Origin of the sequence: Cesiribacter andamanensis AMV16, from assembly GCF_000348925.1 — a bacterium.
GTDB lineage: Bacteria > Bacteroidota > Bacteroidia > Cytophagales > Cyclobacteriaceae > Cesiribacter > Cesiribacter andamanensis.
Genome location: NZ_AODQ01000007.1, coordinates 51,811 through 72,280, shown reverse-complemented (window position 1 = coordinate 72,280; position 20,470 = coordinate 51,811). Strand labels below are relative to the sequence as shown.

At 55.7% G+C, this 20,470-nt stretch carries 22 protein-coding genes; 11 read left to right on the top strand and 11 right to left on the bottom strand.

What is annotated here, in order from left to right; all coding sequences use genetic code 11:
* Positions 1-38: 38 nt before the first annotated feature.
* Entirely contained in the window at positions 39-1,184 is a 1,146-nt protein-coding gene (locus tag ADICEAN_RS02535) for a hypothetical protein (protein ID WP_009193944.1), read from the bottom strand.
* 135 nt (positions 1,185-1,319) lie between these two features.
* Between ADICEAN_RS02535 and ADICEAN_RS02530 the strand changes: the two genes are divergently transcribed.
* Positions 1,320-2,315 (top strand): aspartate-semialdehyde dehydrogenase, encoded by a 996-nt coding sequence (locus ADICEAN_RS02530; RefSeq protein WP_009193943.1) that lies wholly within the window; start codon positions 1,320-1,322, stop codon positions 2,313-2,315.
* Between the two features lie 202 nt (positions 2,316-2,517).
* Complete coding sequence (locus ADICEAN_RS02525; protein WP_009193942.1) at positions 2,518-3,360, top strand: manganese catalase family protein; 843 nt, start codon at positions 2,518-2,520, stop codon at positions 3,358-3,360.
* A 5-nt stretch (positions 3,361-3,365) separates the two neighbouring features.
* Here the strand turns inward: ADICEAN_RS02525 and ADICEAN_RS22245 are convergent, their stop codons facing one another.
* Entirely contained in the window at positions 3,366-3,554 is a 189-nt protein-coding gene (locus ADICEAN_RS22245) for a hypothetical protein (RefSeq protein WP_161622651.1), read from the bottom strand.
* Positions 3,555-3,924: 370 nt separating this feature from the next.
* Between ADICEAN_RS22245 and ADICEAN_RS02520 the strand changes: the two genes are divergently transcribed.
* Entirely contained in the window at positions 3,925-5,364 is a 1,440-nt protein-coding gene (locus tag ADICEAN_RS02520; RefSeq protein ID WP_009193941.1) for a S8 family peptidase, read from the top strand.
* A 164-nt stretch (positions 5,365-5,528) separates the two neighbouring features.
* Here the strand turns inward: ADICEAN_RS02520 and cysK are convergent, their stop codons facing one another.
* Together cysK and epsC are read right to left on the bottom strand one after the other, a co-directional pair.
* Positions 5,529-6,440, bottom strand: coding sequence for a cysteine synthase A (cysK, locus tag ADICEAN_RS02515; protein ID WP_009193940.1), 912 nt, complete (start codon positions 6,438-6,440; stop codon positions 5,529-5,531).
* 23 nt (positions 6,441-6,463) lie between these two features.
* Positions 6,464-7,297: a serine O-acetyltransferase EpsC gene (gene epsC / locus ADICEAN_RS02510; RefSeq protein WP_009193939.1), complete on the bottom strand. Its 834-nt coding sequence runs from the start codon at positions 7,295-7,297 to the stop codon at positions 6,464-6,466.
* Positions 7,298-7,847: 550 nt separating this feature from the next.
* Here epsC and ADICEAN_RS02505 point away from each other — a divergent pair.
* The 5 genes from ADICEAN_RS02505 (at position 7,848) to ADICEAN_RS02490 (ending at position 11,193) form a co-directional block, all read left to right on the top strand.
* Positions 7,848-8,858, top strand: a complete 1,011-nt coding sequence (locus ADICEAN_RS02505; RefSeq protein ID WP_009193938.1) for a hypothetical protein — start codon at positions 7,848-7,850, stop codon at positions 8,856-8,858.
* A complete protein-coding gene (locus ADICEAN_RS22515; protein ID WP_161622650.1) occupies positions 8,849-8,992 on the top strand; it encodes a THUMP-like domain-containing protein in 144 nt (47 codons plus the stop codon). Before ADICEAN_RS02505 ends, ADICEAN_RS22515 begins: the two co-directional genes overlap by 10 nt.
* 144 nt (positions 8,993-9,136) lie before the next feature.
* Entirely contained in the window at positions 9,137-9,556 is a 420-nt protein-coding gene (locus tag ADICEAN_RS02500) for a hypothetical protein (protein WP_009193937.1), read from the top strand.
* Positions 9,557-9,725: 169 nt separating this feature from the next.
* A complete protein-coding gene (locus ADICEAN_RS02495; RefSeq protein WP_009193936.1) occupies positions 9,726-10,730 on the top strand; it encodes a sugar phosphate nucleotidyltransferase in 1,005 nt (334 codons plus the stop codon).
* 7 nt (positions 10,731-10,737) lie between these two features.
* The gene (locus ADICEAN_RS02490; RefSeq protein WP_009193935.1) at positions 10,738-11,193 is read left to right on the top strand and encodes a hypothetical protein; all 456 of its coding nucleotides are present in this window, start codon (positions 10,738-10,740) and stop codon (positions 11,191-11,193) included.
* Between the two features lie 6 nt (positions 11,194-11,199).
* On the opposite strand, the gene ADICEAN_RS02485 is transcribed toward ADICEAN_RS02490, so the two are convergent.
* From ADICEAN_RS02485 to ADICEAN_RS02475, 3 genes are read right to left on the bottom strand one after another with little or no spacing between them, the layout of a single operon-like run.
* A complete protein-coding gene (locus tag ADICEAN_RS02485) occupies positions 11,200-12,111 on the bottom strand; it encodes an AEC family transporter (protein ID WP_009193934.1) in 912 nt (303 codons plus the stop codon).
* Positions 12,111-13,463 (bottom strand): HTTM domain-containing protein, encoded by a 1,353-nt coding sequence (locus tag ADICEAN_RS02480; RefSeq protein ID WP_009193933.1) that lies wholly within the window; start codon positions 13,461-13,463, stop codon positions 12,111-12,113. Before ADICEAN_RS02480 ends, ADICEAN_RS02485 begins: the two co-directional genes overlap by 1 nt.
* The gene (locus ADICEAN_RS02475; RefSeq protein ID WP_009193932.1) at positions 13,405-13,725 is read right to left on the bottom strand and encodes a hypothetical protein; all 321 of its coding nucleotides are present in this window, start codon (positions 13,723-13,725) and stop codon (positions 13,405-13,407) included. Before ADICEAN_RS02475 ends, ADICEAN_RS02480 begins: the two co-directional genes overlap by 59 nt.
* Positions 13,726-14,206: 481 nt before the next feature.
* Between ADICEAN_RS02475 and ADICEAN_RS02470 the strand changes: the two genes are divergently transcribed.
* A complete protein-coding gene (locus ADICEAN_RS02470; RefSeq protein WP_009193931.1) occupies positions 14,207-14,635 on the top strand; it encodes a hypothetical protein in 429 nt (142 codons plus the stop codon).
* Here ADICEAN_RS02470 and ADICEAN_RS02465 read toward each other — a convergent pair.
* Complete coding sequence (locus tag ADICEAN_RS02465) at positions 14,632-16,011, bottom strand: DUF5723 family protein (protein WP_152426282.1); 1,380 nt, start codon at positions 16,009-16,011, stop codon at positions 14,632-14,634. The genes ADICEAN_RS02470 and ADICEAN_RS02465 overlap by 4 nt on opposite strands.
* Positions 16,012-16,313: 302 nt before the next feature.
* Between ADICEAN_RS02465 and ADICEAN_RS02460 the strand changes: the two genes are divergently transcribed.
* The gene (locus tag ADICEAN_RS02460; RefSeq protein WP_009193929.1) at positions 16,314-16,793 is read left to right on the top strand and encodes a hypothetical protein; all 480 of its coding nucleotides are present in this window, start codon (positions 16,314-16,316) and stop codon (positions 16,791-16,793) included.
* A 167-nt stretch (positions 16,794-16,960) separates the two neighbouring features.
* Complete coding sequence (locus ADICEAN_RS20860; protein WP_009193928.1) at positions 16,961-17,566, top strand: TetR family transcriptional regulator; 606 nt, start codon at positions 16,961-16,963, stop codon at positions 17,564-17,566.
* Between the two features lie 60 nt (positions 17,567-17,626).
* Here the strand turns inward: ADICEAN_RS20860 and ADICEAN_RS02450 are convergent, their stop codons facing one another.
* The 3 genes from ADICEAN_RS02450 to ADICEAN_RS02440 all read right to left on the bottom strand — a co-directional run bounded on the left by ADICEAN_RS02450 (position 17,627) and on the right by ADICEAN_RS02440 (position 20,467).
* Positions 17,627-18,232 carry an SPOR domain-containing protein gene (locus tag ADICEAN_RS02450; protein WP_009193927.1) on the bottom strand — a complete coding sequence of 202 codons (606 nt, stop codon included), beginning with the start codon at positions 18,230-18,232 and terminating at the stop codon, positions 17,627-17,629.
* A gap of 230 nt (positions 18,233-18,462) precedes the next feature.
* On the bottom strand, positions 18,463-19,890 hold the full coding sequence (fumC, locus tag ADICEAN_RS02445) for a class II fumarate hydratase (protein WP_009193926.1): 1,428 nt from the start codon (positions 19,888-19,890) through the stop codon (positions 18,463-18,465).
* A 208-nt stretch (positions 19,891-20,098) separates the two neighbouring features.
* Entirely contained in the window at positions 20,099-20,467 is a 369-nt protein-coding gene (locus ADICEAN_RS02440; RefSeq protein WP_009193925.1) for a cupin domain-containing protein, read from the bottom strand.
* Positions 20,468-20,470 lie beyond the last annotated feature (3 nt).

Sequence of the window (20,470 nt, the reverse complement as noted above, 5' to 3'; positions counted from 1 at the left end):
GGGGCTATGGGTAAGGTCCAGACGGGCACCACTGTTGCTCAGGCTGCGCCAGCCTCTACCTCTACCACCGGACCCCATTGCGCAAAGAGGGCAGCTTTGCCTGCCGGTACAGCCAGCACATAGGCGCCGGGCTCCAGTACATAATCGGGCAGGCGGCCGCCGCTCAGGCGCAGCTGCTGCAGGTTATGGGCTTCCTGTGAAGCATTAAACAGTTCTACAAACTCGGCTGTAGCCTCGGTGGGCAGCACCACGGGCTGCGGGCGCAGGCTGCCTTTGGGGTTGGGGTCGGCAAAGAGCTCGTTGATGACGATATCCCGGTACTGTGGCGCGGCGGTATAGGCAAATGATACTGTAGCTGAGGCAAGGGGCTCGCCCCCCTGGTCGGGCAGCAGATTGGTAACTGTTAGGCTATAGGTGCCGGCCTGCAGCCTGCCGGTGCTCAGCACCACCTGCCGGGGGTTGCTGGTTGAGCGCTGGGCGGCAATGATGGGAACTGCCGGACTCAGCGTATAATTACCCGGCTGCCCTGCACTGGCAGGGGCTACCGGCAGATTAAATGTCAGCACCAGCTCCTGCGCACTGCGGGCTTCGGCTGCCAGCAGCTGCAGGCGAGGGGTAGCCGCCTCTACCAGTACATCATCCAGCAGGATGCGGGCGGCAGTGCCGGCGCCCTCCTCGCTTCGGCGCACCTGCCAGCGGATCACAGCATCGGGCAGCTGCATCAGTTCGGGCGGAAGGGGGTAGCTAAAATATGCATAGCTGCCATCGGCATTGGCAAAATCAGCTACCAGTTCAGGGGTACTAAACGTGCTGCCTCCATCGGCCGAGTAGCTGAGCAGCAGTTGAGAAGGGCGGCTGCCACTGCCATTGCGGGCGCCGCGGGCCCAAAAGCTAAGGGTAGCCCCCTGCAGGGAGCGGGTGTCCAGCTGCAGGCGGATATCGGCCACAAACGAGCTGGTAGGCTCTGCCGCCAGGGCTGCGCTGCCGCTGCGGGCCAGGGGACTCTGGAAAATACGGCTGCTGGCGGCCACCTCATTGCCCCACCAACCGGGAAGAAAAGGCGTAGCCGTGCCGGTGGCAAAGCTTTCCTCAAAACTTTGCCGATAGGGGAAACTGTTTTCCTGCCCATACGCTTTACTAAACAGAAGCAGGCAGTGAAGGACCAGGCAGATAAGGCCGGGCATCCGCTTAAAAAATGACCTGCTGCACATGATTCCACCTTTTTCTCCAGCCCTTGCGGGCAATGTGTACTGCAGCGGCAATGGTGGTTTCATAAAAAAGAGTTTACCTTTGGTGAAAACTAACAACCTACATAACAAATGAAACTGGCAGTAGTTGGCGCCACCGGCCTGGTGGGTAGCGAAATTTTAAAAGTATTGGAAGAACGCTCCTTTGAATTCGATGAGCTTTACCCCGTAGCCTCCGAGCGCTCGGTGGGCAAAACCATTCGCTATAAGGGGAAGGACTACACCATTATTAGCATGAAGGATGCTATTGCCAAAAAGCCCGACATTGCCATTTTTTCTGCCGGTGGCAACACCTCACTGGAGTGGGCCCCGCATTTTGCCGAGGCCGGTACTATTGTGATCGATAACTCCTCGGCCTGGCGCATGAGCCCCCGCCACAAGCTGGTGGTGCCCGAGGTAAACGGCGGTGTGCTGCGCATCGATGACCGTATCATTGCCAACCCCAACTGCTCCACCATTCAGATGGTGCTGGCCCTGGCTCCGCTCCACAAGCGCTACCGCATCCGGCGCATTGTGGTAAGCACCTACCAGTCGGTAACCGGCACCGGCAAAGAGGCCGTAGACCAGCTGATGGCCGAGCGCACCGGCGAGCAAAATGTGAAAGGCCCCTACCCCTACCGCATTGACTTAAACCTGCTGCCCCAGATCGATGTGTTCCTGGAGAATGGCTACACCAAGGAAGAGATGAAAATGGTGAACGAAACCAAAAAGATCATGGGCGACGAGAGTATTCAGCTTACAGCCACCTGCGTGCGGGTGCCGGTGATGGGCGGCCATTCCGAGGCTGTAAATGTGGAGTTTGAAGAAGACTATACGCTGGAGGAAGTGCGCCGCCTCCTGAGCGATACGCCGGGCCTTGTGCTGCAGGATGATCCCGCCAACCGCATTTACCCCATGCCCATGCTTTCGCAGGGTCGGGATGAGGTATTTGTAGGCCGCCTGCGCCGGGACGAGTCGCAGCCCAATACCCTTAACATGTGGATAGTGGCCGATAACCTGCGCAAGGGGGCAGCCACCAATGCCGTGCAAATTGCCGAATACATGCTGGAGCATAGCCTGGTATCATAACGTAGAAAAAAGGTAAAAGAAAGCCCTGCCAAGCCGGCAGGGCTTTTTTGTTTTTTAGCACAAAAATATGTGTCATCAACAAGCAAATTAACCGTTAGTATACCAGCCTGAAGCGCTAAAAATATTTTAAAAAATTAAATAACAATGCCATATCCAGGCTGTTGCCTCTTTAATAAATCACTTTTTTAAACCACCATTTTTTATGTTTTACCACGATAAAAAACTTCAGTACAAGGTGCGGGTAGATAAGCCCAATCCGCTATTTGCCAAAATGCTGCAGCAGGCCATTGGGGGTATTGAGGGCGAGATACGGGTATGCATGCAGTATCTGTTCCAAGCCTGGAACAGCCGCGGCCCGGCCAAGTACCGGGATATGCTGCTGGAAACGGGTACCGAAGAGATCTCACACATTGAAATGCTCTCTACGGCGGTAGCCCTAAACCTGGAAGGCGCCGCCCCGGCCATACAGGAAGATGTGGCAAGCAAGAACCCCCTGGTACAGATGATCCTGGGCGGTATGGACCCCCGCCACTACCTCTCCGGCGGACTGGGCGCTATGCCGGCAGATAGTAATGGGGTACCCTTTAACGGCTCCTGGGTAGTAAGTTCTGGCAACCTGGCCGTAGATATGCGCTCCAATGTAATGGCCGAAAGCGGTGGCCGTCTGCTGGCAATTCGTCTTTTTGAGCTCACTGATGATCCGGGCATGCGCGACATGCTCTCCTTTCTGATTGCCCGCGATACCATGCACCAGCAACAGTGGCTGGCGGTGCTGGAAGAGATTGGTGCCTTGCGTGATACCATACCCAACACTTTTCCCCGGGATCTGGAAAACCAGGACTTCAACTACAAATTTGTTGTAACCAACATTAATCCTGAAGATTCGCAGGCCCAGGGCCGCTGGACCCAAGGCCAGTCCCTTGATGGAATGGGTACGTTTGACCGGGAACCAGCCCGCCCTTATGGCCAGGAACCTAAGCTATCAGATGCTCCCTGGCAGGCGCATGCCCAAAAAGCACAAACCAAGGATAGCGATCTAAAGTAGCACGGTCATGCCGCTGTAGATCCTGATAAAGCACCCATAGTTGGCGGGTGCTTTTTCTTTTTTATCCCTCTTTTGTAGATATCTGCTAGGCCCGCTATGGTTTTCACCAGCTGCAGGATGGTTTTTTGCAAAGCCCCGGATATTTTTTCATCATAGCGGCTAAATAACAAAGAGCTGTCTTTGTATCTTTTCAAGAAAAATATTACCATTGCTAATGCACTGACACCCAGGGCATTTAAGCAGGATAATAGATCCGGGTAAGGGAGATTCTAGTACCCCTGTATCAGCTGGCCAGCCTCCAATATAAGGGGGGAATTAGTAATAACAATTTGCATCAACTGCCTGGATTTTTTCACCAGGCCTATCCAGGCATCCGCCTGTGCTCTTTTAAGAAAACACCGCAGCTCTTTGTACCCCTATACGGGGAATTCTGTTCGGCTCTGTACCCCCTATAAACGATTCTATTGCTTTTTTACCTTTCTGAGGCCCATACCTGCAACGTGATTGCATTTTTTTAGCATACACAATTTCGTTTACCTATCATTTATTTTTTAACGCATCATTATGAAAAGAACTGTTTCCTTTGTGCAGCCAAGGAGGCTTACGGGAGGTAGGCACCTGATCAATCGTTTTTTTCTGCTGGCACTGACCAGCTGCACCTTCTTTGTGCTTTCGTGCGAAAAGGCCCCCGAAGAAGAGATCGGTCCGGCAGAAATTGCTGCCAGCAACAGGCCCGCAGCAGGCATGATTGGCATAAACGTAGTGCTGAATGCACCCATCACCGAGGCTGCTCTTGCCGAGCTCAATGCCCTGGGTACCGTATTGGATGTATTGCCCCAGATCCGGGCCCTTACCATGCGGGCCAGCAGCAGCAACCTGCAGGCCATTCAGAAGCTTTCCTTTGTAGAGGCTGCCAACCCGGATGCCGCGCGCCAGGGCTCTCCCCTGGATGCAGTGGCCGTAGCAGACTTTAGCAACGGATTAAACACCTGGAACTTGGATGCCATCAATGTAACCGATCTGGGACAGGGGCGCACCATAGCCCAGGATGGCAACGGCGTATTCATAGGGGTGCTCGATACGGGTTTGCTCGATTCCTGGCGCCAGTATTTCCCGCAGGAACGGATTGCCACACAGTATGCCAGATCCTTTGGTGGCGGGGGCGGCGAACGCGGAACCGTATCAGACCAGCCCAACAAATGGGAGCATGACCAGGATTCGCACGGCACCCATGTGACCAGCACCATCATCGGGTATAATCTGGGAGGTACTTCCATTAATGGAGCAGCCCCCATGGCTACCATCATTCCGGTAAAAGTGCTGGGTCAGAACGGTAGCGGATGGTCTTCTGTAGTGGCAAGAGGCATTATGTATATGGCAGAGCTAAAAGCAGGTGTACTCAAAGATTCTCCAGTAGTCATTAACATGAGCCTGGGCGGCCCGGTGCTGGATGCCATTGAAAAAGCTGCTATGGATTATGCCATTAGCCAGGGGGTGATTATTGTGGCATCGGCCGGCAACAGGGGCACTGCCGGAATGGGGTATCCCGGCGCCTATGAGCCGGTGATCAGTGTAGCCAGTGCTAGCCTGAACAGTGCTTTTGTGACCCCTACATGGTGGTACTCCTTTAACGTGGCCGACCCAACCAATGTAGCTGATTTTTTCATATCCACTTTTTCCAGCCGGGCCAAATCCGGTCAGGATCTGGATGTAACGGCTCCCGGCCAGTACATTGTAGGTCCGTACCAGCTTAACAGCGGCACCCTAAGCTATTATTATCTTTCCGGTACCTCTATGGCCAGTCCGCATGTGGCCGGTATTGTGGCCCTGATGGCCCAAAAGGACCCAACCCTGACAGCCGAGCGGGCAGAGCGGATTCTGGAAGCCGTAGCCCTCCCCATGGCAACGCCCGAAGCGGCAGGTCATGGGTTTATTACGGCCGATGCAGCGCTTGCTGGCATGGACTCCCAGACAAGCAGTCCCCGACGGCCCAGGGCGCGCTAAAGAGGCACTTCTGCCTGCAGTGGAACCAGCTGGAAACGGCAGTGCTTCACCACCCCCATCCGGGACAGGAAGCCGCCATACAGAAGCTACTTTTGTAGCCTTATACAAAACAGGGGCACTCCGGCTAAGGGGTGCCCCTGTTACATACATGCGTGTAGGTGGGATCAGTAAAGCCCTTCTACCGACAGGTAGCGCTCGCCGGTATCGTAATTGAAGGTAAGAATGCGGGAGCCTTTGGGGATGTCGGCCAGCTTTTGGGCTACGGCTGCCAGGGATGCTCCGGTAGATACGCCCGCCAGAATGCCCTCTTCCCGGGCCAGGCGCTGCGCATACGCAAAGGCTGCCTCTTTGCCTACCTGAATGACCCCATCCAGCAAGCGGGTATTCATGATAGAGGGCACAAAGCCTGCGCCAATGCCCTGCAGGGGGTGCGGTCCGGGAGCGCCACCACTCAGCACGGGGGAGAGCTCCGGCTCTACAGCAAATACCTTCAGGTTCGGAAATTTTTCTTTTAGCACCTCAGCCAGGGCGGTAATGTGCCCGCCGGTGCCTACGCCGGTGATCAGGTAATCAACCCCTTCTGGAAAATCCTGCAATACCTCCCGGGCAGTAGTGCTGCGGTGAATCTCCAGGTTGGCCCGGTTATCAAACTGCTGCGGCATCCAGGCGCCAGGGGTGCTCTCTACCAGTTCGCCGGCCTTCTGAATGGCGGCCTTCATACCCCCCTCCCGCGGGGTGAGCACAAACTCGGCGCCGTAGGCGGCCATCAGGCGCCGGCGTTCCAGGCTCATGGATTCGGGCATTACCAGGAGAAGCTTATACCCCTTTACGGCAGCCACCATGGCCAGGCCAATGCCGGTATTGCCGGAGGTGGGTTCTATGATGGTGCTGCCTTCTTTCAGTATGCCTCTTTGCTCGGCATCTTCAATCATAGCCAGGGCAATGCGGTCTTTAATGCTGTTGCCGGGATTATTTTTTTCCAGCTTGATCCAGATCTCATGCTCGCCCCCAAACAGGCGGCTCAGGCGTACGTGCGGCGTATTGCCAATGGTTCCTAAAATGTTCTGTGCTTTCATGTGTGTAGGGTGTATAAAGTAGGTTAGATGACAAAATTGATGGGCTCCGGAAAGGGGTTGTTGTCCCGCACTTTCACTTCGCTTTTGTGGTAGACCACCGAATGAGGGGGTACGCCCGAGGTAAGCCATACATTACCGCCAATGATGCTGTTGCGGCCAATGGTGGTTGTACCCCCCAGTATGGTTGCCCCTGAGTAAATGACTACCTCATCTTCAATGGTAGGGTGGCGCTTTTGGCCGGCATAGCCTTTGTCTACCTGCAGGGCGCCCAGCGTTACCCCCTGGTAGATCTTTACCCCTTTGCCAATCACAGCCGTTTCGCCAATGACAATGCCGGTGCCATGATCAATGGCAAAGGCATCCCCAATGGTGGCGCCCGGGTGAATATCGATGCCCGTAAGCCGGTGGGCATATTCTGAAAACAGGCGAGGCAAAATGGGCACCCCTTCCAGCCAGAGCGCATGCGACAGCCGGTAAATGGCCGTGGCATAAAAGCCAGGATAGGCCAGCAGCACCTCCTCCAATGAGCGGGCAGCCGGATCAGAGGCCAGTATGGCCCGGGCATCCAGCAGCAGCCGCTGGTACAGGCGGGGCAGTCCGGCAAACAGCTGGTCTACCAGCTCCTGCCGCAGCTCCTCGTGCTGGTAGGCCCCCCGCAGCAGCTGGGTTCCCAGATCTTTGAGGTCCTGGTATTCGGCTTCCAGCTCCTGCTCCTGCCGAAAGCGGCCATGGCAGGGAGCAAACAGCAGCAGAAAGAGGCGATCGATAAATTCTTCTGCTTTTTTCTTGCTGGGAAACCCCTTAAAGGCGTGGTAATTACGCTGAAAAAGCTCCTGTATAAATTCTTTTTCCGTCATGGCACAACAGGTTTACAACTAGTAACAAAAAAGCCCCCCGGGCGGCTAGGCTCGGAGGGCTTGGTCTGCAGATTTACTGGCACTTTGTTAAGGCCGGCACATCCGCTGCTCCTCCGACAAAAGGGCACAACAGCTCATGCTGCAACAGCCGGCGCAGTGCAGGTACCAAAGGGGCATAGGAGTGTTCGTCAGCATCATGGCAACTAAAAAAGCCCTGCGGGAGCGTCCGAAGGGCTTGAGTATATCAAAAGTATGGAATCAGATCAGTTCACTCCATACGCCCTTCTGTGGCTGCTGTGCTACAGCAGGCCATGCAGCAACAGCTGCCAAAACAGGTATGGAAAAGGGGCGTTTGCATCTACTCCTGCAAAATAGTGCATACGGCAGAAGAAACAAAGCTTTTTACCCACTTAGCCGTATACTGATGCCCGTTCTTTAATTTGTACCTTTGCAGCTAAACCACTAACACCTTTTTACGCTGGAGCACCTCTTAGACCCCCTTGTACAGCACTGGATACGGGAGCACGAACGGGACGACCCCTCCCGGCTGATGCTGCAGGCCCGGCTGTACCCCCATATACCCGTGCGGGCAGCGGTGCTGCAGATACAGGCCCGGCAAAAGGCCCGCCAGAAATTGCCCCACTGGTGGGCACAGCCGGGGGTGCTTATGCCCCCGCCCCTCTCGGTAGAGCAGGCCTCGTCCGAAGAAACCGCTCGCTACAAAGCCCGGCTGCTGTACCAGCGCTGGCAGCAGGCGGGTCCTGAGCAGGGAAATCAGCTGGCCGACCTTACCGGGGGCATGGGGCTGGACAGCTGGGCCTTTAGCCAGCACTTTGAGCAGGTGGCCTATGTAGAGCAGCAGCAGGAACTAAGCCAGCTGGCGGCCTACAATTTTGGGCAGCTGGGCAGCAGCAACATCAGCGTATACTCCCTAACCGCAGAGGCCTTTTTGCAGCAGCTGAAGAACCCCTTTGCCGTACTTTACCTGGACCCCCACCGGCGCGATGATGCCAAAAACAAAGTGGTGCGCCTGCAGGATTGCCAGCCCAATGTGGTGGCGCTGCTGCCCCTGCTGCTGCAAAAGGCCCGGCAGGTATGGGTGAAAGCCTCGCCCATGCTGGACATTAAAGGGGCCCTGGCCGAGCTGCAGCAGCAGGCTGCCGAGGTACAGGTAGTAGCCCTGCGGGGCGAGGTAAAAGAGCTGCTCTTCCGGCTGGAAAGAGAACAGGAACCCGACCCCCTGATTACGGCCGTAAACCTGCCGGCCGAGGGCGAAGCAGCGCTTTTTTCCTTTCGGTATTCGGAGGAAGTGCGTTCTGCCCCCCTTACGGCTCTGCCCGGGCAGTATCTCTATGATCCCGGCGCGGCGGTGCGCAAGGCAGGTGCCTTTAAGTTGCCGGCCGAGCGCTTTGGGCTGAAAAAACTACATCCCCACAGCCACCTGTATACGGCAGATCAGCTGGTCCCCCATTTTCCCGGCCGCAGCTTCCGGCTTCAGGCCATTAGCAGGGCCGATAAAAGGAGCTGGGCCGGCTGCTGCCCGGGGGGCGGGTGCACCTGAGTGTGCGCAATTTTCCGCAACAAGCGGCGGTGCTGCTCAAAAAACTGGGTCTGCAGGAAGGGGGTAGCCACTACCTGTTTGCCACAACCCTGGCCGATGGCAGTGCCCGTCTGCTGCTGTGCGAGAAGTGTTGATAATGCCCCTGATCCAATTTTTTAAAACTATTTTAGGCCTGTAGCCAAACACTCGCAGCCTCAAACTATTGCTATAAATAGCCGTATAGTGCAGCAGCAGGCGTGCATGCATGCCTTGATTTTTTTACCCAAATCCCCATTTTCATGAGTTCAATTGCAAGTTTTGTAGGTGGCCTGGCGGGCGCCGCCGCCGTAACCGCCGTAAATGAAACCGTTCGCCAGTTTGTGCCACAGGCCCCCCAGCTGCAGCTGTTAGGCATACAGGCCGTGCGCAAGCTGTTCATCAAATCCGATGCTGACCTGCCCGACCGGGATACCCAGTATGGCATTGCCATGGGGGGTGAGCTAATGGCCAATGCCTCGTATTACAGCCTGGCCGGACGCAGCACGGGCCGGGGCCTGCTGCTGGGCCTGGCAGCCGGCTTAGGGGGTATTTTTCTGCCCGACAAAATGGGCCTGAGCGATGCGCCAACCAACCGCACCACCACCGCCCAGATCCTCACCATTGGCTACTACGTGCTGGGAGGGATTGTAGCGGCCAAAGTAACCCGCGCCCTTTCCTGAGCAGAAGGCGGCTAGCGGTAAAGCGCCCCTTGGGTAGCCTCAGGGAGGCAGCTGTCCGGGATTCGCAGGCCGGTGGCCGGGGATGGGCACCAGCCCTGCCTGGAGCTATTGCCCCGGGTAGTGTGGGCCGGCATGCCCATTCTCCTCAATTTTTATATATTGCATACCTATGAAAGCGATCATTCCAGTAGCCGGTGTTGGTTCCCGCCTGCGTCCGCATACCCATACTCAGCCCAAAGCGCTTGTGCCCGTAGCGGGCAAGGCCATTCTCCTGCATATTGTGGACATGCTTATTGACCATGGGGTGGAGGATCTGGTGTTTGTGGTAGGCTATCTGGGGTCCAAAATCCGCCGGGTTATCACCAACCGCTACAAAGATACCCACCTGAAGATCGATTTTATTGTGCAGGACCCCCGCGAGGGCATTGGCCATGCGCTGTACCTGGCCCGCGATACCTTCCGGAATGAAAAGGAAATGCTCATTGTGCTGGGCGATACCATTGTGGACCTTAACCTGAAGGTGCTTACCGAAAGCCCCCACTCTGTGCTGGGCGTACAAAAGGTAAGTGAGCCCGGCCGCTTTGGCATAGCCGAGCTCGACCATACCGGCAACATTCGCCGCCTGGTAGAAAAGCCCCAGATTCCCAAGAGCAACCTGGCGCTGGTGGGCATTTATAAGATAGCCGATCCTGCCCTGCTTACCGAAGGCCTGGAGTATATCCTTGGCAATAACATCAAAACCCTGGGCGAGTACCAGCTTACCGATGCGCTCATGTACATGGTAGAGAAAGGCCATGTGATGCGCACAACCCCGGTAGATAGCTGGTTTGATTGCGGCAAACGCTCCTCCCTGCTCAATGCCAATGCCATTTTGCTTACCCGCATGCACAAGGAGCAGCCACAGAAGTATAAGTACCCCTCAACCATTATTATTCCGCCGGTGAGCATTGGCAAAAACTGCAAGATCACCCATTCCATCATCGGGCCCAATGCCGCCATTGGCGACGATGCCATAGTGAGCTACTCCATTGTGGAAGATACCATTGTGGGCTCCTTCAGCGAGCTGCGCAACATTATGCTCAGCCATTCCATTATTGGCAATGATACCCGCATACTGGGCCTCAGCCAGCAGCTTAACATAGGTGATAATACCGAGATCAACTTTACCGAGTAGGCGCCTTATGCTGCGCCTGTGTGCCCACAGCCTTATTCTGTGGCTGTTTGGCTTGTGTATGAGCTGTGGAGGTGGCTCCGGGGCAGGGGATCAACAGGTCCAGGCCAGGCACTACAAAACCTTTAGCCTGGATGCCGGCCATGCCCGGCAGGTGCTGCAGCTCCGCTGGCAGAATGATACGGCCATTAGCTTTGTGCTGGAGCACCAGCAAGCAGACGGTGCCTGCACCTATACCCTAAGCGGCGATGCCGTAAACCCCTACCTGAGCTACGATCCCGAGGCCGATACCGACGAAACCGGCGAGGTGTACTACATTGACCAGTACTTCTTTAGCCAGGGCAGCTGCCGCCTGGCCATACGGGTAGGGCAGGATACCAGCCGGGTGCAGCTGCAGATTGCCAACTGCCTGGCCTCGCCAAGCTGCCAACTGCAAAGCCTGGGCGTTTTGCAACGGGAGCTGTAGCACCCCTCAGCCCATGGACTGCACCAGCCAGTACCAGAAAACCAGTGTAAAAAATGAAAGCAGAATGCCCAGGCTCAGCACCTGCCGCACCAGGGGCGGATTAAGGCCAAAACGCTCGGCAATAAGGGTAGCCGTTACCATTGGCCCCATGGCGGCTTCCAGTACACTGCCCATGGCCATCAGGCCCCGTTGCTGCAGCAGCAGCATGTACAGCACAAAGATCATCAGCGGTGCCAGCAGCAATTTGTAGCCCAGGCCCATCAGAATCTCCCGCCGGGGCCGAAACAGCCCCCTAAGCTCCACCTGCAACCCTACCGCCAGCAGCGAAAAGGGCACTACCAGCAAGCCCCCGTAATGGAGTCCCTGTAAAAGCAGGCCCTGAGGCGCCCAGGCCGCCATATTTAGCACTACCGCCAGCACAAAAGCAATAAAGGGCGGAAATTTAGCCATGCGGGCTGCAATAGCCCCTACGGATACCCGGCCGCCCGCATACCAGCTGGCCGCTGCAATGCCCACAGTAGAGAGTGCCGCAAATGAACCGGGCTGATCGGCCAGAATGGCCACCTCTACCCCGGCGGCGCCCCAGAGCGCATGCATCACCGGAATGCCCACAAAAGAAGTATTGCCCAGGCTGCAGGTAAGGATAATCCCCCCCTTGGTGGTACGCTCCCAGCCGGCCCGCCTACCCAGATAGCTGAACCCCAGCCAGCCTACCGAAAAGACCAGCCAGGGCATGAGCACCGGCAGCAGGTGCTCTTCCTGCAGTTGCAGAATGGGTATTTTTTCCAGGATCAGGGCCGGCAGGGCCACATTGATTACGGCCAGGCTAAGCAGGCGCGGCAGCCAGGCGGGGGGCGCCAGGCGCTGCAGCAGCAGCCCACCCCCCAGGCAGAGCGGAATAATCAGCAGGCTCAGCATTAGTCTTCCAGCGGTAAAACCCACTCATAGGCGCCCAGCTGCCGGCGCTGCGTAGCCAGGTTTATGTTGCTGTCTACAAAAGGGCGGGCGGGGCGTCCGTTATAGATCAGCAGGCAGTGGGCATAAATCTCTACCTCGGAGTGGCCCTGGGCCAGCAGCTTGTTGCGGATGTGGTGGGCCAGCTCCAGGATCATGTCCGGCTTGCCCATCATGCTGCGGTACTGGTGGGGGGTAATGTAGTCCAGGGGGTCTATTTGCCGCTCTTCGCCGGTGGCAGGCAGCACTACCCGGTAAAACAGGTGCCCCCCCTTGGAGCGCAGCATCATGTGCCAGCTAAAATTGTGGCCATCTTCGGTCCAGCTGGAGTTGCCCCCATAGGCATACTGCCGCAGCGGCACAGCCAGCTGTACCAGTGCATACAGCCCTAAGAATACCCCTATGGTGGTGCGCAGCTGCGGCCGTAGCTGTTCATTGAACGCAATGGGGATATAAGGGGGCAGCTTGCGCCGCAAAATAACCAGGCGCCGGAAGCTGGTCGGGGGAAAGAACAGGGCCGTCATGGCTATGCTGTACCAGGGAAAGGTGCCAATGCCAAAGATCGATACATTGGTAAGGTGAAAGAATACAGCTACCCCAAAGGTCCAGCGGCGGGTGGGGGGCCAGAGCATAAGCGGTACCACCAGCAGATCAAAGGCCACCCCGCCCCAGCTCATCAGTTTGGGCAGCCAGGGCTGGCTCAGCAGCGGGCCTATGATGTAGTAATGTCCACGGGCCGGCAGCCAGATGTTCATGGGCGTGCCACTAAACCAGTCGGGGTTCACTTTGGCCAGGCCGGCAAAAAAGTAGACCACACTTATCTGAAAAACCAGGATCCAGACCGTCCAGGCCGGCACGGCGCTTTGCAACAGCTCGGGCCGGCGCTTTACATCCCACGACCAGGCCCTGTTGGCCGGCAAAAAGATCATCAGAAAGGCGGTAAGGCAGTAGAGGTAGGTATGGTTGATGTAGACCGACTTTTCCATCAGAAAAGCCGAGGTGGTGCCCAGAAAAAGCAGGATGGCACTCAGGCGATAGTAAACCCCCAGGGTAACCAGCAGGGCCATCAGCACATTAAAGGCAAAGTGCAGCCGCATCCAGAAGGGTGGCCAGGGGGTTAGCCACTCAAAAAATTGATAGGAAAAATGAAACTCCGTATGGAAATAATCGGCGTTATAATCCGTAAGGATCTCGCCAAGGAGTTCTAGGGTAATGAGTCCGCCTACTACAATCCTGAAAAAGATCAGGGGAGCAATGTCAATAGGCCGAAACAGCTTTTTTAAGATCACCGTCTGCTGCTTTCCGATGTTTCTCAAAGTTAATGACATCAAGCAACATATCCACAATGTTTTCGGCGGCGGCAGCCTTAAAACCACTGTACTGAATGGCCATGACCTGGCCGGTTCCGGCTTCAAAAACGATCTGGCCTTTCCGGATCTGCTGGGGGAGCGAGTAAATGAGCACTTCCAGTAGATTCTTACCAGTGCCATTGCCATAGGCGCTCTTTATTTTCCAGGTGAGCTTCTGTTCAACGGCCAGCTTGTTCAGCAGATTGATGATGGTAAACTTATCGCTCATACAAAGATAAAAAAATGTCAGTACCTGTTATACTGTATTCACCGGGTGCAGGTTCCAAAAAAATTGCATTTTATTAGATAAATAGCTGTATTTTTTTACTTTAGAGCCTGCTTCTACCTTAGCCTGGCACCAGCACCCGCTAGGCTTGCCTAACGGTACTGCTATACTGCGCAGACGCCCTCTTGCCTGCCAATTCTTACAAAAATATAGTTACCTCCCTGAGCGGGCAGCCTGTTGGCATCCCGAGTACTACTTCACCCCCCAAAGCTCGCCAACCACCCTCCGTCTGCACCGGCTATGGCCTTATCTGGCAAGCAGATAGCCGGGTTCAGGCAGTAGTACATGCCCGTAGCTAACCCCCACAGGGAATCAACATGGGCCGATAAGTTGAACGGTGTGGATAAATATTGTTAAAAAGTTGCTGTTTAAATTGCAATAGCCTACCTTAGTTGGATATATAGAGTATCAAATTAGAGAAATCATGGAAGTGGTACTGACGGTAGGGCAATCCCAAACATTATGGGATGCCGAAAATAAGATCATCAAGCTCTATTTTGCCGGTGATATGACGGATGATGCCTATAAGGAATTCTGGACCAAGACCATTGATTACGGCGAAAAGCTGCAGGTGAACCGCATCATCATTGACCAGCGGGACATTGGCAACGTAAGCTTCAATGCCCGGGGCTGGGTGGTGATCAACGCATTTCCGCGCATCAAAAGAGTGCTCCCCAACAACATTGTGGCCGGGGTACTGGGCAGTAATAAAATTGTGCAGAAAACGGGCATGCAGTACCTGCTGAAGGCCTTCAAGACCCTTACCGGCTATAAGGTAGAGATCTTTGCCACACAGGAAGAAGCCATTGCCTTTATCTGTTCCAGCAACAAACCGGTGCAGGTACCGGCCTAAAACAGGAGGTTCAGGCCGGTAATGGAAATGCCCGGAAAGGGGTCTTTGCTGCTGCTCACAAAGGTAAGCAGATCATTAACGGCTATGCTAAACATGGCACCCCCTCTAAAACCAAGGCTTAGCCCCAGCGGCACCCGCACCTCATACTGGCTGCTGTAGAAAAACGCGCTGCTGAGGTTGGTGGTAACCGGGCCCGGCGATAGCACATAGTTAAAACCGGCGGCATAGGTGCCCGCCTGGTAGTTCATCACCTCCAGATTGTTATTGTTAAGCGGGATCAGCGCATCGCCGCTCAGGCTAAAGCGATCACCCACCAGCCAGGAGGCATTCAGCCGCATCTGGGTATTGAGGGGAGCCGAGAAATCAGCCCCTTCTTCAAAACTGAATTCATCGTAAATTCTGGCCAGCTGCTCTTTAAAGTTCAGGGTGCGGATGGTGGGATCATCCAGCTGCTCAATAAAACTGGCGGTGCTGGCCTGCGCCCGCACTACTCCCCTGTTCCAGTCCAGGGCCCCCATATCCAGCACAGCGGCGCCCAGCACCACCGTATTGGCAATCTCCAGGGTAAGGCCCAGATCCAGCCCCCAGCCACTGCCCGAGGTATCCAGTATTTTGCGCTGAAACTCATCCAGGTTGCGCCCTTCCGGCTGCAGATCACCATAGTTGATGTTATACACTTCTGAAAAGGCTGAATTGCCAATAATGGAGGCCCCCTCTATGGTGGTGTTGTAATAGCCGATGCCCCACAGCCGCTTGAGGGTACCCCCTGCATACAGGCTCAGGGCTTTGGAGCGAAACAGCGCCCGGCCATAGCCCAGGCTGGCCTCCCGTATGTGACTGTAGGAAACCCGCGTTCCATTGGATGCGGCTACCAGCTCCTGGGTGGTGCTGTTCTGGTAGGTATCGGACATGCGGCCCTCCAGTAGCAGAGCCAGCAGGTCATTGGGCACCGCGCTGTGGCTGCTGATGCGGTCCCGCACCCGTAGGGCAATGCCGCCCAGCTGAGGCGTGGCATAGCTGAAGGAAGCCCAGTTAAAATCGAAATTGGTGGCAAAGGTAAAAGGTTCTGTTTCCCCAGGGGCCAGCAGCTGGCTTTTTAGGGCAGTAGAAAGCGAATCGTCCGAGAAGGCAAAGCGCAGGGCATCGCCCAGATCCAGGCGGTTGGAGTACACATTGGAGCCGATCTGCAACAGACCAAGTGAGCGTTTTTTGGCCTTCACCCGTCCCAGCTGGGCCGGATTAATGTCCAGCGCCTGGGCATAGCCGGCCAGCAGGCTGTCGCCACAGCAGATCTGGCGGCCTTCCTTAAAGTACATTTGGGCAGGAGCAGCTGTGGCGGCTGCCAGCAGCAAAAGGATGATCAGGAGATGCTTCATAAGGGCGGCATTAAAAATGGAAGCGGTAAAGGTAAAAAATATTCCTGCCGGCAGGGCCTGCATGTAGTATTGCTTGAAAAAGAGCAGAATATAGGCCTGATCTAAAGATACGCATCCCTCTTTTTACACGGAAACCATCTGCGCTAAAATGTGCCTGAAGCCTGCACCTTCGCCAGGCCCCCTTTTATGCCTGCCCTTGCCCACTGCCTGAAGAGTGGACCATAAAATGCGGCCGGGGGGTTTCCTTTTTTGGAACGATGCCGCATCTTTGCCTCCCTTTAGACAGCAAAAACAAGAGTAGAATGAAAAAAACAGGTGTGCTGATTGGATTTATTATGATGCTGATGGCGCTGCAGGCGCAGGCGCAGGACTATGGTACCGCAGTAGGGCTACGGCTTTCGCCATTCTGGGGAGCCAGCATCAAGCATTTTATTTCCGGCACCGATGCGCTGGAGGGCATTGTGCACAGCCGCTGGCATGCCTTTAAGGTAACCGGCCTCTGGGAGCGCCATACCCCCGCCTTTAGGGAGCCGGGCCTGAAGTTTTATTATGGCGCCGGCGCTCACCTGGGGGCCACCAGCGGCCGTTACTACAATGATTCTTATTACAACCGGGGCCGCCTTATTCTGGGCATTGATGGCATCCTGGGCCTGGAGTATACCGTGCAGGATGCCTCGGTGCCGCTAAGTGCTTCGCTCGACTGGAAGCCGGCCTTTGACCTGGCTCCCTTTGCCGGCTTTTGGGGATCTGAGCTGGCCCTGTCAGTACGCTATACCTTTTAAGAAAGGCTGCTGCAGAACCCTTTTTCGCCCAGCTGACCAGCAGCTGTGCGGGCTTCACATGGGGGGTGTGCAAGGGCCTACTACCCCTTTGCGGGTGCTGCAGAACGTCTATTATTTTTAGCCTGCCGAATGCGCCATTTTAAGATACGGGCCCGTATGTTTGCAGCATGAAACGGACCAAGTCGGAAGCAGAAGAAACCCGCCAGCGCCTGCTGGAAGCCGGAATGCAGGTATTTTTAGAGCGGGGCTTTGATAAGGCCAGCCTGGAAGAGATTGCCCAGCAGGTAGACATGACCCGCGGGGCGGTGTACTGGCATTTTAAAGACAAACAGGCCCTGCTGGAAGCCCTGCTGGAGCAAAAACTGCAGCCGGCCCGTCAGCAGCTGGAAGGGCTGTTGCGCGATCCCGAGCTGCGGCCCCTGCAGAAGATCACCACTTTTGTGCGCCTGCAGCTGCAGCTGATGGCCGAAAATGAGGCCTACCGCAATGCTCAGCTCCTGTTGCAGCGCTGCTGGATGGCGCTGCCCGCCCCCGCCGAGGGCAGGTCTCCCTGGGGAGAGGAGCACTACCTGCTGCTGCTGGAAGAGCTCTACTGGCAGGCCCAGTCCGAGAGAGCCGTGGCAGCCCACCTAAGCCCCCTGCACCTGGCCACCTATACGCTGGGGGTGGTAAACGGACTGGTACAGCAGTTTGGGCAGCTGGGCCTGTCCCGGGCAGAAGCCAGGCGCATGGCCGAGCAGCTGGTATACCTGTTCATGCGCAGCCTGCAATAAAAAAAGCGCTCCCCAATGGAGAGCGCTTGCTTTATGTGGTAGATGAGCGGAGCAGGCAGCTTACAGCACGCCTTCCAGCACATCCTTCAGGGGAACCCGAACGCCGTCTTTGTACGATACGATCCAGGCATCTTTTACCCCCATTTCTCTGAGGTACTTCTTAAACTTGTCGGCCTCCCAGTAATCGGTAAACTGGCCAAGGGTGTAGCGCTGGGTTGAGTTGTCAACCTCGCCATCAAAGCTGCCGTTGCTTTCAAAGTATTTTGCCAGGTCTTTGTTGCGGAAGGCACCGATCTGTACTTTGAAGACCACGCCTTTGGCAACGCGGTTCTTATTGCCGGTGGCATCAATGGTATTGGTGGCCTCCTGGGCAGTTCTGGCTTCGGCCAGCTGGTTCTGCAGGTCTTTTACTTCGCTTTTCAGGCGGTCGGCTTCGGTGGTCTTTTCGTTGGCGCGGGACTGCAGGCTGCTTACCTGAGAGTTAAGACCAGCTACCTGGCTTTCAAGGGCTTCTTTTTCTTCTACCAGCTTCTTGAAGGCTTCTACATCCATATCCTTCATTTGCTTTTTCCACTCTTTCTTCTCCTTTTTAGAGAGCTGTGCGCTGGCATCAAAGGCTAGCGTTAGGCACAGCAGGGTGGCTACAGCTAAAACTACTTTTTTCATCGTATTCTTAAGGTTAAGGTTTCTGGCTGATAATCAGGCTTGCAAAGTAGTAAATGAAAACAAAATATTAATGTAGGGAAGCCAAAGAACCCTGCTAATGTAAGCTTTCCCCTAAAAATACAAAAAACCGGCAGGGGGGTACCTGCCGGTTTTGAGCTGTGTATAGCCCCAATTACTGTCGTTTAGGCCCCGGCTTAAGGAGCAGCGCAGGGCGTAGGCGACAGATAGGCTTATTTTTTCAGGCTGCCGATCATGTCTTCGGCCTTTACCCAGGCATCAAACTGCTCGTTGGTGAGCAGGTTCAGGTCCAGGGCTGCCTGGCGCAGGGTAGTCCCTTCTTTGTGCGCCTTTTTGGCAATTTTTGCCGCATTGTCGTAGCCAATGTGCGGATTCAGGGCCGTTACCAGCATCAGCGAATTGTCAAGGTGCATCTTAATGCGCTCCTGATTGGCCTCAATGCCCACGGCACAATGGTCGTTAAAGGACTGGCAGGCATCGCCCAGCAGGCGGGCCGCTGTAAGCAGGTTGTAGATCATCAGGGGCTTGAACACATTGAGCTCAAAGTGGCCGTTCATGCCGCCGATGCTTACGGCCACGTCATTGCCGATCACCTGGGCGCATACCATGGTAAGGGCCTCAGACTGGGTAGGGTTTACCTTGCCGGGCATGATGGAGGAGCCGGGCTCGTTTTCCGGAATGGTAATTTCGCCTATGCCGCTGCGGGGGCCGCTGCTCAGCATGCGAATGTCGTTGCCGATCTTCATCAGGCTTACGGCCAGCTGCTTGAGGGCACCCATGCTTTCTACCACCGCATCGTGGGCGGCCAGGCTTTCAAATTTGTTTTCGGCCGTGCGGAAGGGGTGGCCGGTAAGCTCAGCGATCTTTTGGGCTACGGCCACATCATACCCCTCGGGGGTATTGAGGCCGGTGCCTACGGCAGTGCCGCCCAGGGCCAGCTGGCTCAGGTGGTCCAGGGTATTGCGCAGGGCTTTCAGGCCGTGGTCCAGCTGGCTTACATAGCCGCTGAATTCCTGCCCCAGCGTAAGGGGGGTGGCATCCATAAAGTGGGTGCGGCCGATCTTTACCACCTGCATAAACTCCCGGGCCTTTTGGTCCAGCGTAGTGCGCAGCGTTTCCACCCGGGGAATGGTGTACTCTACCAGCATTTTGTAGCCGGCAATGTGCATGGCCGTAGGAAAGGTATCGTTGCTGCTTTGCGACTTGTTTACATCATCGTTGGGATGTACACTTTTCTTCTCGTCGGAGAGCTGGCCACCCCCTTTTACGTGGGCCCGGTTGGCGATCACCTCATTCACATTCATATTGCTTTGGGTGCCCGAGCCGGTTTGCCAGATCTTAAGCGGAAACTCGGCATCCAGCTGGCCGGCCAGGATCTCATCGCATACGGCGGCAATCTTCTGGGCCTTGTCCTGCGCCAGCACGCCCAGATCGGCATTGGTGAGGGCAGCCGCTTTCTTTAGGTAAGCAAAGGCGTAGATAATCTCCAGGGGCATTTTCATGGTATCGCCCCCAATCTCAAAGTGGTGTAGTGAGCGCTGCGTCTGGGCGCCCCAGTACTTGTCGGCAGGCACCTCTATGGGGCCCATGGTATCTTTTTCGGTGCGGGTGGCACCGCTGTGGTGTGGATCGTGGCTCATGATGATAGGTGTATCTAAATGATGGTACTAATCTGGATAAAAAGCCTGCTTGTGCTGGTTCGAGCTTGCAGCTCAGACCTCATTATGCTGGGAAAGGATCCGAGCTGCAAGCTCGAACCAGTGAGAACCAGTGAGATCAGTTGTGATCCTCCTGAAACGTCTGGGCCAAAAATAAAAAAATCCCGCCGGTATGGGTAGGCCGGAGGGATTATTCTGCTTCGCGGTGCACCAGATTGGGCGAAAAAGCCGGCATGCACAGCGAGATGTATTCATTTTCTTCAGCATAGGGGTTGCTGTAGCGGATGCGGGCGCCGGCTTTGATCAGGATGGACTGCCCGGCGCTGAGCTCGATCTGCTCGCCATCAATCTCAATTCGCTTGCGGCCGCGCAGCATCAGCGTAACTTCATCAAACTCGGGGGTCTGGTGGGGCTCGCTCCAGCCGGGCGGGGCTACCATGCGGGCCAGGCTAAACTGCTGGTGGCCGGTGGTGGCGCCGCCAAAATGCTCCAGAATGAGCTTGTTGTCGGGCACCGGTATGGGCAGGGGCTGGGTTTGTAGAATATACTTCTTGCTCATGCT

Excerpts from the sequence above, each read along its gene's own strand:
- ADICEAN_RS02530 (WP_009193943.1), top strand. The coding sequence starts at position 1,320 with ATGAAACTGGCAGTAGTTGGCGCCACCGGCCTGGTGGGTAGCGAAATT.
- ADICEAN_RS02525 (WP_009193942.1), top strand. The coding sequence starts at position 2,518 with ATGTTTTACCACGATAAAAAACTTCAGTACAAGGTGCGGGTAGATAAG.
- ADICEAN_RS02440 (WP_009193925.1), bottom strand. The coding sequence starts at position 20,467 with ATGAGCAAGAAGTATATTCTACAAACCCAGCCCCTGCCCATACCGGTG.
- ADICEAN_RS02505 (WP_009193938.1), top strand. The coding sequence starts at position 7,848 with ATGCTGCAGGCCCGGCTGTACCCCCATATACCCGTGCGGGCAGCGGTG.
- epsC (WP_009193939.1), bottom strand. The coding sequence starts at position 7,297 with ATGACGGAAAAAGAATTTATACAGGAGCTTTTTCAGCGTAATTACCAC.
- ADICEAN_RS02490 (WP_009193935.1), top strand. The coding sequence starts at position 10,738 with ATGCTGCGCCTGTGTGCCCACAGCCTTATTCTGTGGCTGTTTGGCTTG.
- ADICEAN_RS02470 (WP_009193931.1), top strand. The coding sequence starts at position 14,207 with ATGGAAGTGGTACTGACGGTAGGGCAATCCCAAACATTATGGGATGCC.
- ADICEAN_RS02485 (WP_009193934.1), bottom strand. The coding sequence starts at position 12,111 with ATGCTGAGCCTGCTGATTATTCCGCTCTGCCTGGGGGGTGGGCTGCTG.
- ADICEAN_RS02475 (WP_009193932.1), bottom strand. The coding sequence starts at position 13,725 with ATGAGCGATAAGTTTACCATCATCAATCTGCTGAACAAGCTGGCCGTT.
- cysK (WP_009193940.1), bottom strand. The coding sequence starts at position 6,440 with ATGAAAGCACAGAACATTTTAGGAACCATTGGCAATACGCCGCACGTA.
- ADICEAN_RS02520 (WP_009193941.1), top strand. The coding sequence starts at position 3,925 with ATGAAAAGAACTGTTTCCTTTGTGCAGCCAAGGAGGCTTACGGGAGGT.
- ADICEAN_RS20860 (WP_009193928.1), top strand. The coding sequence starts at position 16,961 with ATGAAACGGACCAAGTCGGAAGCAGAAGAAACCCGCCAGCGCCTGCTG.
- fumC (WP_009193926.1), bottom strand. The coding sequence starts at position 19,890 with ATGAGCCACGATCCACACCACAGCGGTGCCACCCGCACCGAAAAAGAT.
- ADICEAN_RS02500 (WP_009193937.1), top strand. The coding sequence starts at position 9,137 with ATGAGTTCAATTGCAAGTTTTGTAGGTGGCCTGGCGGGCGCCGCCGCC.
- ADICEAN_RS02450 (WP_009193927.1), bottom strand. The coding sequence starts at position 18,232 with ATGAAAAAAGTAGTTTTAGCTGTAGCCACCCTGCTGTGCCTAACGCTA.
- ADICEAN_RS02495 (WP_009193936.1), top strand. The coding sequence starts at position 9,726 with ATGAAAGCGATCATTCCAGTAGCCGGTGTTGGTTCCCGCCTGCGTCCG.
- ADICEAN_RS02535 (WP_009193944.1), bottom strand. The coding sequence starts at position 1,184 with ATGCCCGGCCTTATCTGCCTGGTCCTTCACTGCCTGCTTCTGTTTAGT.
- ADICEAN_RS02465 (WP_152426282.1), bottom strand. The coding sequence starts at position 16,011 with ATGAAGCATCTCCTGATCATCCTTTTGCTGCTGGCAGCCGCCACAGCT.
- ADICEAN_RS02460 (WP_009193929.1), top strand. The coding sequence starts at position 16,314 with ATGAAAAAAACAGGTGTGCTGATTGGATTTATTATGATGCTGATGGCG.